The 12,226-nt window shown below is 59.7% G+C and carries 9 protein-coding genes; 6 read left to right on the forward strand and 3 right to left on the reverse strand.

Annotated features, from left to right (window positions below; translation table 11 throughout):
* Positions 1–111 precede the first annotated feature (111 nt).
* Positions 112–2,175, reverse strand: a complete 2,064-nt coding sequence (gene mutL / locus BEN48_RS10205; RefSeq protein ID WP_070734570.1) for a DNA mismatch repair endonuclease MutL — start codon at positions 2,173–2,175, stop codon at positions 112–114.
* A 291-nt stretch (positions 2,176–2,466) separates the two neighbouring features.
* On the opposite strand from mutL, the gene BEN48_RS10210 reads away from it, so the two are divergent.
* The 3 genes from BEN48_RS10210 to bshA all read left to right on the forward strand — a co-directional run bounded on the left by BEN48_RS10210 (position 2,467) and on the right by bshA (position 7,494).
* Positions 2,467–5,466 (forward strand): glycoside hydrolase family 3 N-terminal domain-containing protein, encoded by a 3,000-nt coding sequence (locus BEN48_RS10210; RefSeq protein ID WP_241502237.1) that lies wholly within the window; start codon positions 2,467–2,469, stop codon positions 5,464–5,466.
* A 66-nt stretch (positions 5,467–5,532) separates the two neighbouring features.
* A complete protein-coding gene (locus tag BEN48_RS10215; protein ID WP_070734571.1) occupies positions 5,533–6,258 on the forward strand; it encodes an outer membrane beta-barrel protein in 726 nt (241 codons plus the stop codon).
* Positions 6,259–6,357: 99 nt separating this feature from the next.
* The gene (gene bshA, locus BEN48_RS10220; protein ID WP_070734572.1) at positions 6,358–7,494 is read left to right on the forward strand and encodes an N-acetyl-alpha-D-glucosaminyl L-malate synthase BshA; all 1,137 of its coding nucleotides are present in this window, start codon (positions 6,358–6,360) and stop codon (positions 7,492–7,494) included.
* Positions 7,495–7,597: 103 nt separating this feature from the next.
* Here bshA and BEN48_RS10225 read toward each other — a convergent pair whose 3' ends face one another.
* The gene (locus tag BEN48_RS10225; protein WP_070734573.1) at positions 7,598–8,134 is read right to left on the reverse strand and encodes a DUF7935 family protein; all 537 of its coding nucleotides are present in this window, start codon (positions 8,132–8,134) and stop codon (positions 7,598–7,600) included.
* Between the two features lie 196 nt (positions 8,135–8,330).
* On the opposite strand from BEN48_RS10225, the gene BEN48_RS10230 reads away from it, so the two are divergent.
* The 3 genes from BEN48_RS10230 (at position 8,331) to BEN48_RS10240 (ending at position 11,208) form a co-directional block, all read left to right on the forward strand.
* Complete coding sequence (locus BEN48_RS10230; protein ID WP_070729683.1) at positions 8,331–8,678, forward strand: HesB/IscA family protein; 348 nt, start codon at positions 8,331–8,333, stop codon at positions 8,676–8,678.
* Between the two features lie 91 nt (positions 8,679–8,769).
* Positions 8,770–10,965: a penicillin acylase family protein gene (locus BEN48_RS10235; RefSeq protein WP_070734574.1), complete on the forward strand. Its 2,196-nt coding sequence runs from the start codon at positions 8,770–8,772 to the stop codon at positions 10,963–10,965.
* A gap of 54 nt (positions 10,966–11,019) precedes the next feature.
* On the forward strand, positions 11,020–11,208 hold the full coding sequence (locus tag BEN48_RS10240) for a hypothetical protein (RefSeq protein WP_070734575.1): 189 nt from the start codon (positions 11,020–11,022) through the stop codon (positions 11,206–11,208).
* A gap of 88 nt (positions 11,209–11,296) precedes the next feature.
* On the opposite strand, the gene BEN48_RS10245 is transcribed toward BEN48_RS10240, so the two are convergent.
* Positions 11,297–11,818, reverse strand: a complete 522-nt coding sequence (locus BEN48_RS10245) for a cupin domain-containing protein (protein WP_241502238.1) — start codon at positions 11,816–11,818, stop codon at positions 11,297–11,299.
* Positions 11,819–12,226 lie beyond the last annotated feature (408 nt).

Genomic DNA, 12,226 nt, shown 5'->3' on the forward strand with positions numbered 1-12,226 from the left:
GAAGCGGCGGATGGCTCCACCCAACGGATGGAGAGTCGATGAGCGGAAGTAGTGCGGGCAAAGCTAGCGGCGAGCGCGGGGCTTTGGTAAAGCAGCGAAGAAATGGAAAGGTTACTTACGGAAAAAATCGGCCAGCTGCTGCCCGTCCAGCAGCACCAGGGTTTTACGGCCGTCGGGGGTGTAGCCGGGCGTTTGGCAGGCAAACAGGCGGTCGGCCAGGGCGCTCAGCTCGGCTTCGGGCAGGCGGGTAGCCGCGGTGCCAGCCGCCACGCGGCGGGCCAGCGCCCGGGCCAGGCTCTCGCCCTGGTCGAGCTTGAGCGGCCCGGCCGTATTCCGGAACTGCTCAATGAGGCTTTCCAGCAGCTCCTTCTCGTCCTGAGCAGGCATACCGGCCGGAATGGCCTCCACGGCAATGGTATTGGGCCCAAACTCCACAAAGATGAAGCCCAGCGCGTGTAGCGGCTCGGTGAGCTCAAGCAGCACCGCAAAATCGGTGGGGCTGAACGTGACGGTGCGCGGAAACAGCAGCGTTTGGGACGTGCCCACGGCGCGGCTCAGCTCCTGGCGGTACTGTTCGTACAGAATCCGCTCGCGGGCCGCTTCCTGGTCGATGAGCAGCACGCCTGACTTCACGGGCACCAGCACGTAGCGCTGCTGCACCTGCACGGCCCGGCTGCCCGAGCCGCCGCCTTCCCGCTCGCGGCCCGCCACGGGCTGGGCCAGGGAAACCTCTGGCATGGCCAGCCCCAGCGACAAATCGGGCGCTGCTCCGGGCGCCAGGTCGCTGATAGCGGGCGTTTCGAAGCTGCGCATGGTGGCGCTATCCAGGGCGGGCTGGTCTTTCACAGGCTGGCCCAGCTCGCGGTAGAAGGCTTCCAGCTCGCGGCGGGCCTGCTCAGTGGGGCGCGGCGGCAGCTGGCGCTCGTAGCCGTCGCGGCGGGTATCGGAATTGAAGTTGGAAAAGCCCGATGGCCCCGCCGGCGTCCGTGACGCGGCCGCCGCAGCGGCTGATGCCGCCAGGGCATCGGGGCGGTAGCCATCACTGCTGGCGGCGCGGTCGGCGGCGGTGGCGGCGGGCAGGTGGTCGTCGGCCTCGATGGGCACCAGGCCCGTGCCCTTGCCCGTGCGCAGCGGCCGGATGGGCGCAAAGTTCACGTCGCCGTCGAAGTCCAGCGAAGGCGCGATGTTGTGCAGGCCCAGGCTCTGCTTCACGGCCGCGCGCACCACGGCGTACACCGTTTTCTCGTCCTCAAACTTAATTTCTGTCTTAGTGGGGTGCACGTTGATGTCGATGGCCTTGGGGTCCAGCTCCAGAAACAGCACGTAGAATGGGTGCGTGTCGCGGGCCAGCAGGCCCTCGTAAGCGGCCAGCACGGCATGGTTGAGGTAAGCCGAGCGAATGAAGCGGTTGTTCACAAAGAAGAACTGGTCGCCCCGGCTCTTCTTGCTCGACTCGGGCTTGCCCACAAATCCCTTCACAGCAATGGAGTGCGTCACTTCCTCACAAGCCGCGAGCTGTTCCTTGTAGCCGTTGCCCAGCAGCGCCACAATGCGCTGGCTAAGCTTGCCGGCGGCCAGGCCAAATACCTCCAGCTCGTTCTGGTAGAGGGAGAAGGCCACCTGCGGGTTGGCCAGGGCCACGTGCTGAAACTCGTCGAGGATGTGCCGCATTTCCACGGCGTTGCTCTTAAGAAAGTTGCGCCGGGCCGGCACATTAAAAAACAGGTTTTTGACCGCTATGCTGGTGCCGTCGGGGCAGGCGGTGGGCTGCTGGCTGGTCACCTGCGAGCCTTCCACGAGCAGCAGCGTGCCGGTGTCGTGCTCGCGCTGCTTGGTGCGAATTTCTACCTGGGCCACGGCCGCAATGCTGGCCAGCGCCTCGCCCCGGAAGCCCAGGGTGCGGATGCGAAACAGGTCCTCGGTCGAGCGGATTTTACTGGTGGCGTGGCGCTCCAGGCTCATGCGGGCATCGGTGGGGCTCATGCCGGCGCCGTTGTCCACCACCTGCACCAGTTGCTTACCGGCTTCTTTCACAATGAGCTGCACCTGGGTAGCGCCGGCATCCACGGCGTTTTCCAGCAATTCCTTCACCACGGAGGCGGGGCGCTGCACTACCTCGCCGGCCGCAATCTGGTTGGCGAGGTACTCGGGCAGCAGGTGTATAATATCAGGCATGGGATGGGAACGCACGCAGCAGCTTGCGCAGGAGGAAACAAAAAATACTTAACCAGCACGCGAACAAGCCGAAACGTGCCCGGCAATAACTGAAAATCGGCCGCGTTTCAAATCCTACACGAGGTTTTCTGCGTACCTTTGCGGCTAAATAGCGCCACTCTGGTATGAGATTTTACGGCAGTGCCGTCGTCATTTCGCACCAAAGTCGGCTACGGTTGGAACCTCCAAACCCACGCGGCGAGTTCCGCTGTTAACCACGACAAAAGTACGCCCTTCGCGACCCGTTTGCCCTTGAACTCACCCACCAACCCCACGGGGCTGATGCGCATCCCTCTGCAGCTCGGCTTATTTGCTTTGCTGCTGGCCACGGGCCTGCTGCTGTCGTTTTCCGAGAATCCCAAGCTCCCCGGCGACCCGTTGCCGGCATCGCCCGTCGAAGCCGCGTGGGTAGACAGCGTGTTTAACTCGCTCACGCCCGAGCAGCGCCTCGGCCAGCTGTTTATGGTGGCCGCGTACTCCAATAAGGAGCGCAGCCACGCCGACCGCATCGAGCGCCTTATTCGCAGCCAATCCATTGGCGGTGTGATGTTTCTACAGGGAGGCCCCAAGCGCCAGGCCCTGCTCACCAACCGCTTTCAGGCGGCGGCCCGGGTACCGCTGCTCATTGCCATGGACGCCGAATGGGGCCTCGATATGCGCCTCGACTCCTCGGCCCACTACGCCAAGCAGATGACGCTGGGCGCCATGGACGACCCCAAGTACGTGTACCAGATGGGCCGCGACATTGCCCGCAAAATGCGGGCCCTGGGCGTGCACATCAGCTTTGCGCCGGTGATTGACGTGAACTCCAACCCCGGCAACCCCGTCATCGGCAACCGCTCGTTTGGCGAGGACCAGGAGCAGGTGGCCAAGTGGGGCGTGCAGTACATCAAGGGCTTGCAGGAACATAACGTGATGGCTGTGGCCAAACACTTCCCCGGCCACGGCGATACCGACACCGACTCCCATGTGGCCCTGCCGGTCATCAATACCGACCTGGCCCGCCTGACCAAAGTGGACCTGGTGCCCTTTCAGCAGTCCTTCGAGGCCGGTGTGATGGGCGTGATGGTGGCCCACCTGTACATGCCGCTCTTCGACACGACCAATGCCAAGACCACGACGCTCTCGAAGGCCCTGGTGACGGACCTGCTGAAGACCAAGATGGGCTTTAAGGGCCTGACGTTCACAGATGCGCTCAACATGAAGAGCGTGAGCAAGCTTTACAAAGACGGTGAGTTGGACGCCATGGCCCTGGCCGCCGGCAACGATGTGCTGTTGTTTTCGGAAGACGTGCCGTCGGCGCTGCTCCGCATTCAGGAGGCCGTGGCCGCGGGCAAGCTGAATCAGGCGGACCTGGACTTTCGCATCAAGAAAATATTGCGGGTAAAGCACTGGGCCGGGTTGTCGAAGTACCAGCCGGCGCGGTTGGCCACCTTGCGCGACAGCCTCAACCAGCCCAGTACCAAAGCCCTGGCCCAGAGCATTTTTGAGCATGCCGTGACGGTGGTAAAGAACGACGACAAGCTCCTGCCCTTCCAGCGGCTGGATACCCTGCGCATTGCGGCCATCACCATTGGCACCCAGGCGGAGGGGCCGTACGGCACCATTTTCAACAAGTACCAGCCCGGTGCGGTGTACGCCGTGCCCAACCGCTACGCCGACGATACCACCTTTACCCGCATTGCCTCCCGGCTGGCGGGCTACAACGTGGTGGTGGTGAGCCTGCACGGCATGAACAATACGCCCGTCCACAGCTATGGCATGGGCGACGGAGCTTTGCGGTTCATCAAGAAATTGCAGGCCAATCCAAAACTGAAGACGGTGGTGGTGGCCATGGGCAACGCCTACGCCCTGAAGTACCTGGAGAATGCCCGCACCCTAGTGTGTGGCTACGAGGACCACTACGCGGCGCAACTGGTGGTGCCGCAAATCCTGTTCGGGGCTCTGCCCGCCCGAGGCAAGCTGCCGGTCACGGTATCGCCCACCCTCAAAGTAGCCACCGGCATTGCCACCCCCGACCTGAAACGCCTGCGCTACGGCACCCCCGAGAGCCAGGGCCTGAGCTCGCGCGTGCTGGCCCAGATTGACAACATTGCCCTGGAAAGCCAGACCTACGCCGCCGCCCCTGGCTGCCAGGTGCTGGTGGCCCGCAACGGCACCGTGGTATTTGACCAGAGTTACGGCTACTGCACCTACGACCAGTCGCAGCCCGTGACCAGCAGCACTTTGTATGACCTGGCCTCGGTGACCAAAGTGGCTGGCACGCTACAGGCGGTGATGTACCTGCGCGACCAGGGCAGGCTGGATTTGGATGCCAGAGTGGCTACCTATCTGCCCGAGCTCACGCGCACCAACAAGCGCGAGATGACCATTCGCGACGTGCTCATGCACCAGGCAGGGCTCAAGCCGGGTATTCCGACCTGGGAACGCACCGTCACCAGCCGCGGGCTCAAGCCTACTTTCTACGCCAGCACGCGCTCCGAGGACTTTCCCAACGAAGTAATACCCGGCGAATACAGCACCAAAGCGGCCGACGACTCGGTGTGGGCCTGGACCATGCGCTCCAGCCTGATGCCCAAAATAAAGGGCAAATACCCCATTGAATATTCCGACCTGAGCTTTATTGTGATGAAGCGGGTGTGCGAGAAGTTGTTGAAGGAGCCTATTGAGAACTTCCTGCAGGACAACTTCTACCGGCCCCTGGGCCTGGGCAGCATGACCTACAACCCGCTGCAGCGCTTTCCCAAAAGCTGCATTGCGCCCACTGAAAACGACACGTACTACCGGCGTGAGCAGCTGCAGGGCACCGTGCACGACCAGACGGCGGCCCTGGTAGGCGGCGTAGGCGGCCACGCCGGCCTGTTTGCCACCGCCAACGACCTAGCGGTGCTCATGCAGATGAACCTGCAAAACGGCCGCTACGGCGGCACCCAGTATTTCCAGAGCCCGGTGGTGACGGAGTTTGCCCGGAGCCGCGTGGCCGGCAACCGCCACAGCCTGGGCTGGGACCACGGCGACCCCAGCAAGCCCACCGGCCCCACCAGCAACCTGTCGCCGGCCAGCACCTTCGGCCACACCGGCTTCACCGGCACCTGCGTATGGATGGATCCTGAGAACGATATTCTCTACATCTTCCTCTCGAACCGCGTGTACCCCGATGCGGGCAACAACAAGCTGCGCCAGTACAATATCCGCACGCGCATCCACGACGTGATTTACAAGTCGATGGCGGCAGGCAGCGCGAAAAAATAAGTCTCGCGCAACGTTGGGGTAGGGCTGGCGGTCAGGGTGGTATTGCTCACTTATTCGTGCCTTCCGATGCCAAGCTTTTCTCTGCTACTCCTGATTACGCTGCTGAGTGCGGCCACGGCTTCGGCCCAAACAACCTACCGGCTGGGTCTGCGCGGCGGTATCAACCGTGCAACGACCACGCTGGACGCCGCTAGCACGGGTATTACCTTTTTTGACGCTGGCTACTCAGCTGGTAAGTCCGCCATTTATTCTTGGCAGACGGGGGCTGTATTGGAAGTAGCATTTAGCAAATTTGCTCTGCAGCCAGCCCTGTTGTTCTCGCAAAAAGGCGAGCAATTCAATACAAATTTTTTCTTTAATCAATTCGGTGCCTCCGCCCGTAGCACCAACCGGTACAACTGGCTGGAGTTACCTGTGAACGCAGTCTACTCCGTTCGCAACTTTCAGTTGTTCGGAGGCCCTTATGTGGCTTTGGGCGTGGGAGGCCGGCGGCGAGGCATAAGAGTTAATAATAGCCCTGGTATTGTAGGCCCACTAAGCTACAATATTGACGAAAAAATCAATTTTGGCTCTAATACCCCAAATCGGCGCCTGGATGCGGGCGTCAACTTCGGCGTGGGCTACCGGCAGGGCCCCATGCAAGTGCAGCTTGGTTACCAATTGGGGCTGCGGAACCTGCACCGGGCGCCCTACGATGGCTTAATTGCCGAGTTTCCTTACCACGATTTCGGCGCCGACGCCGCTTACAACCGCGTGGTGCAGCTTACGGGCACGTATTTCTTTGAACTGTAGCCCCAAACCGCAGCCGATATCCTGCAGGCCGAATGTTCAACAATTCGGAACAATGCTGGTTAAGCAGAACGCGACGCCCATTTTCGCGTTAGCTCTCTTATGAACATCGGCATCGTTTGTTATCCCACGTTTGGCGGCTCCGGCGTGGTGGCCACAGAATTGGGCAAAGCCCTGGCCCAGCGCGGCCACCGCGTACACTTCATTACCTACAGCCAGCCGGTGCGGCTCGACTTTTTTAACGAAAACCTCTTTTACCACGAGGTATATGTGCCGGCCTATCCGCTCTTTCAGTTTCCGCCCTATGAGCTGGCTCTGACCAGTAAGATGGTGGACATTGTGCAGAACGAAAAGCTCGACGTGCTGCACGTGCACTACGCCATTCCACACGCCTCGGCAGCGTTCATGGCCAAGCAGATTCTGCGGGCCCGCGGCATTCAGATTCCGGTGGTCACCACGCTGCACGGCACCGACATTACACTGGTGGGCAAAGACCCCAATTTTGAGCCCGTGGTCACGTTCAGCATCAACCAGAGCGATGCCGTGACGTCGGTATCGGCTGATTTGCGGCGTGAGACCTACGAGTACTTCGCGGTTGAGAAAGACATCACCGTCATCCCCAACTTCATCGACCTGCAGCGCTTCAAAAAGCAGGAAAAAAACCATTTTCGGGCCGCCATCGCGCCCGAAGGCGAGAAGCTGCTCGTGCACACCAGCAACTTCCGCGCTGTGAAGCGCGTGGAGGACGTGCTACGCATTTTTTGTGGCGTTCGGAAGCAAATACCAGCCAAACTGCTGCTCGTGGGCGACGGCCCCGACCGTAGCCGCATGGAAAAGCTGGCCCGGGACCTCGACTGCCACCGCGACCTGCGCTTTTTGGGCAAGCTCGAAGCCGTGGAAGAAGTACTCAGCGTGGGCGACCTGTTTCTGATGCCGTCCGAGAACGAGAGTTTCGGGCTGGCCGCCCTCGAGGCCATGGCCTGCGAAGTGCCCGTGGTGAGCACCAACGCCGGCGGCATCCCCGAGCTGAACGTGAACGGCGTGACCGGCACCATTAGCGAAATCGGCGATGTGGCCGATATGGTCAAAAATGCCCTCTACATTTTGGACGACGAGAACCTGCCGCGCTTCAAAGCCGCGGCCCGCGCCCGGGCCGAGGAGTTTGCCGTGGAAAAGATTGTGCCGCTCTACGAGGAGTGCTATCAGCGGGCCATCGAGGCCGTGAGCGTGGCGGTGTAGAACCAATTGGGTTGGTTGCGGTCGTTCAACGACTTCAACCACCCCAATTTCAGCATTGCTGAAATGTCCCCTCCTTGGTAAGGAGGGGATTTTTACGTTCGTCCTAAAAAAGTCCGGCGGCTTCGTTTTTCACTACGGCCAGGGCCTGCGCGGTGGGTTCGGCACCGTCCATCATCAGGCCCTCCAGAATGCGCTTGGCTAGCTCGGTGCCGCGGGCCTGGCTGGGGTTCTGGATGCCGTGGAAGGCGCGGTTGACCATGGTCAGCACGTTTTCTTTGGCTTCTTTGACCAAGGTCCAGGCATCGCCGGAGATGTAAAGCTGCTGCGAGAGGTTGTGCTCGTATTCGGCGCGGATTTCCTGCTGGAGCAGGCGGTGGAAGTCAGGGGCCGACTGGCCGGCGCTGCTCAGGCGCACCAATATGTTGTTGGGCGAAATGCGCTCCAGCAGCATCACTACCCGCTCGTAGGCCTGCAGGCGGAGCGGCAGGGTGGTTTTGTTGCTTTCCAGCCGCAACTCAATCAGCCGGCGCTGCTGCTCTTTTTCCAGAAACTGCTTGAACAGAAGGTAAATGGCGCCGGCCACGATGAGGGCGGGCAGGATGATTTTCAGGAGGTCGAATAAATAGGTAGTCGAATCCATAAGCAGGGAAGCGCTGGCTTGCTGTAATGATAATAGCTGGCGGAGTACGGCAAGCCAACGCTCACCACATAAGCTACAAACTTACGCCGTGAACCACCGCCCCCCAACTGCTGTTTCTTCCCTGACGCCGCACCGCGGGCCACTCCGGCGCCTGCCGTATCTTTGTCTTCCACCTCGTTCTAAATCGTCCCTCATTATGGCTTCCGTTGCTACCCTCGCCCCCATCACCCTCACCGACCGTGCCGTGGTTGAGGTAAAGAATATCATCCAAGAAAAAAACGTGCCCGCCGACTACGGCCTGCGCATTGGCGTGCAGGGCGGCGGCTGCTCGGGCATGAGCTACCTGCTCGGTTTCGACAAAGCCAAGGACGCCGACGAAACCTACGACCTCGACGGCCTGAAGCTCATCATGGATAAAAAGCACGCCATGTACGTGCTGGGCATGGAAGTTGACTTTCAGGACGGCCTCAACGCCCGCGGCTTCGTGTTCAACAACCCCCAAGCCAAAAGCACCTGCGGCTGCGGCTCGTCGTTCTCGTCGTAAGCGAATAACTACAACGTTCTAAAGCCTCGGCCATCCGGCCGGGGCTTTTTCGTTTACTTTCGCAACGTCTATCACCCCAATTCCAGACTTTATGCGCCCATTGTTTCTGCCGCTTGCCTTGTTTACAGCGTTCACAGCGCACGCGCAAAAATTCAGTGCGACGGAGCTAGCCAGCTGGAAACAGCAGGCCCAGCAGGTGTCCATCACCCGCGATACGTACGGGGTGCCGCACATTTATGGCAAGACCGATGCCGATGCGGTGTTTGGACTGCTCTACACGCAGTGCGAGGACGATTTTGACCGCGTAGAGATGAACTACCTCGACGCCATTGGCCGCCTGGCGGAGGTGGAAGGCGAAGCGGCCTTGGCCCATGACCTGCGCGCCCGGCTGTTCATGGACAGCACCCAGGCCATTGCCATCTACAGGAAAACGCCGGTGGAAATGAAGAAGCTGCTCGACGCTTTTGCGGCCGGCACCAACTACTACCTCGCCACCCACCCCACCGTGAAGCCCAAGCTGCTGCGCCGCTTCCAGCCCTGGATGCCGCTCATGTTCAGCGAGGGCAGCATTGGTGGCAACATCAGCGTGGTGAGCATTGAGCGGCTGAAAGCCTTTTATAACCAGAAGAAGTCCAGCTCGTGGATAAATACCGATTTTGAGAAGAAGGAACGGGAGCCAGTGGGCTCCAACGGCTTTGCTATTGCGCCCGGCAAAAGCGCCAGCGGCAATGCCTTGCTCCTCATCAACCCGCACACGTCGTTCTACTTCCGCTCCGAAGTGCAGATAGTGAGCCAGCAGGGCCTGAACGCCTACGGCGCCGTGACCTGGGGCCAGTTTTTCGTGTACCAGGGCTTCAACCAGAATTGCGGCTGGATGCACACGTCCAGCCAAGCCGACTCAATGGACGAGTACCTCGAAACCATTGAGAAAAAGAACGGCGCTTACTTCTATAAATACGGCGGCAAGCTGCGGCCGGTGAAAGCGGAAAAAGTGTCGCTGCCCTACCGCGACGGCACCAAAATCCTGCGCCGCGAGTACACCATGTACCGCACCCACCACGGCCCTATCGTGGGCCAGAAGTCTGATAACCAATGGGTGGCCGTGCGCATGATGAACGAGCCATTGGCCGCGCTGCAGCAGTCGTACCTGCGCACCAAGGCCACCGGCTACGCCAGCTTTCAGGAAGTAATGAAGCTGAACGGCAACGCTTCCAACAACACGGTATTTGCCGACAGCAAGGGGAGCATTGCCTACTGGCACGGCAATTTCATGCCCAAGCGCGACGCCAAATTCGACTGGAGCCAGCCGGTAGACGGCAGCAACCCGGCCACCGAGTGGAAAGGCTTCCACGGCGTGAACGAGCTGGTGCAGGTGCATAACCCGGCCAGCGGCTTCATCCAGAACTGCAATTCGACGCCGTTCACCGTGTCGGGCGCCAGCAGCCCGGCTGCCGCCAAATTCCCCGGATACATGGCACCGGACGCCGAAAACTACCGCGGCCTCAACGCAGTGCGCGTGCTCAGCCGCAAGTCCAGCTTCACGCTCGACACGCTGATTGCCGCCGCCAACGACCCGCATCTCACGGCTTTTGATGACATGCTGCCGCCGCTGCTCACGGCTTACCAGCCCACTTCGGCCGAGAAAGCCGCCGCTCCATCCGTAGCGGAAGCCATTGAGGTACTCCGCGCCTGGAACCACAACTACAGCAAAACCTCCGTGGCGCAAACGGTGGCCATTTATTGGGCCGAGCGGCTACTGGCCAAGGCCCGCGCCCGCGTGCCCTCCGCACAGCCGCAGCAGGACTACATCAGCTTCACCAAATTTGCCCTGGCCAACACCAGCCCGCAGGAAAAAGTAGCCGCGCTAACCGAAGCGCTGGACGACCTCACGCGCAGCTTTGGCACCTGGAAAACTGCCTGGGGTGACATCAACCGCTTCCAGCGCTTGACCGGCAACATTGAGGAAACCTACGATGACCAAAAACCCAGCCTGCCGGTGGCCTTCACGTCTTCGTCCTGGGGTTCGTTGGCGGCCTTTGGTGCGCGCGCCTACCCTGGCACCAAGAAACGCTACGGCGCCGTGGGCAACAGCTTCGTGGCCGTGGTAGAGTTCGGGCCACGTATCAAGGCCCGGTCCGTGGTCACGGGCGGCCAGAGCAGTCGCCCCGGCACACCGCATTTCACCGACCAAGCCGAACTATACACGAATGGCGGTTTTAAAGAAGTACGGTTTTACCCCGAGGACGTGAAGGCTAACGCCGAAAAAACGTATCACCCTGGCGAGTAAGATGGCATCGCATCATACGGCGCCCCTTGTTTCCTTATTTCACCATCCCCAGCCATGGACATCAAATACCTGTCAGACGAGAAAGGCAAAATCACCGGCGTGTTCATTCCCATCGAAGAATGGGAACGCCTCCAAAAGGAATATAAGATAGCCGAAAATGCCCCCGCCGACTCCGGCGCCAAGCTGCAGCAGACCTTGGCCGATGCCCTGAAGAAGGCAAAACCCGATGCAACGGACAACTAAGCCAATCGTTTCTAACTGAAAAGGCTACCCCCAGCGCCCGGCAATGCCAGGGCCTGGAGGTAGCCTTTTTGGTTTGTACCAAGGCATCCTAGCGCCCGAAATCGTCTTGCACGCGCACGATATCGTCCTCGTCGGAGGGATACAGGGCGTCGGTATGTTGCCAGATTTCGGCCAGCACACCCCATTCATTGAGGCCAACCAACCGGTGCCGTTCGCCTTGCTGCAGCACAATGCGCTCCCCCACCTGATGGGTTATCACTTCGCCCTGCTCATCGTTGGGACTGGTGGCCACGCCCACCGGGCCTTGCACAACCTGCCAGATTTCGGCCCTTCTGTGGTGATACTGCCACGAGAGGCGCCGATAGGGCGCTACCAGCAGCACCTTGGGGCTCAGCTTCCCGGATTTGCGGAGCTTTTCAATTGAGATGCCATCAAAAAAGATATCCGCAAAATGCTGAGCTTGGCCTTCGTCAATCACAAAAAAACCACCCCACGGGCGCGAAGCGTCTTCGCTGGAAATAATAAGCCCGCGCTCCTCCAAGTGAACTGCTACTTGAAGGAAGAGTGCTTGCTTCTCGGTGAGGGTGTCCTGCATAACCTGCGATATCATAGTAGTAGAACTGATTAGCGTTGAACCATACTAAAGTAGAACGCCTAATATATAAAATATATATTATTTTATATCATATAAACCTGTTCAAACTAACTCATTGTGGCAATAACGTAAGTAATTGGGGTATTCTGGCAACAGTCATTCGTAACCTGAAGGCTCGATCTATGCGAATTCAGCAAAAAAGTAACTCTTTCCATCAATTATACACCGCTTTTCATTCCAGCTAGCTGCAATCTATGCTTTGGGTTGGATCTAAGACATCTTCCGAGTTAGTAAAAGAAAACTCAGTCGTTTAGGTTTAACTATTTAACTGATGTTACGCGGTGAATTGGGCTAGTTGCTGGTGCATGGCTTTGAGCCCAGTCAAATAGAGTTGAGCTTTTAAGCGAAAATGCCCCAGGCCGA

Source organism: Hymenobacter glacialis, from assembly GCF_001816165.1.
Lineage (GTDB): Bacteria > Bacteroidota > Bacteroidia > Cytophagales > Hymenobacteraceae > Hymenobacter > Hymenobacter glacialis.

Bases quoted from the DNA above. Each gene is read 5' to 3' on its own strand.
- mutL (WP_070734570.1), bottom strand. From the start codon at position 2,175: ATGCCTGATATTATACACCTGCTGCCCGAGTACCTCGCCAACCAGATT.
- BEN48_RS10215 (WP_070734571.1), top strand. From the start codon at position 5,533: ATGCCAAGCTTTTCTCTGCTACTCCTGATTACGCTGCTGAGTGCGGCC.
- bshA (WP_070734572.1), top strand. From the start codon at position 6,358: ATGAACATCGGCATCGTTTGTTATCCCACGTTTGGCGGCTCCGGCGTG.
- BEN48_RS10225 (WP_070734573.1), bottom strand. From the start codon at position 8,134: ATGGATTCGACTACCTATTTATTCGACCTCCTGAAAATCATCCTGCCC.
- BEN48_RS10230 (WP_070729683.1), top strand. From the start codon at position 8,331: ATGGCTTCCGTTGCTACCCTCGCCCCCATCACCCTCACCGACCGTGCC.
- BEN48_RS10235 (WP_070734574.1), top strand. From the start codon at position 8,770: ATGCGCCCATTGTTTCTGCCGCTTGCCTTGTTTACAGCGTTCACAGCG.
- BEN48_RS10240 (WP_070734575.1), top strand. From the start codon at position 11,020: ATGGACATCAAATACCTGTCAGACGAGAAAGGCAAAATCACCGGCGTG.
- BEN48_RS10245 (WP_241502238.1), bottom strand. From the start codon at position 11,818: ATGATATCGCAGGTTATGCAGGACACCCTCACCGAGAAGCAAGCACTC.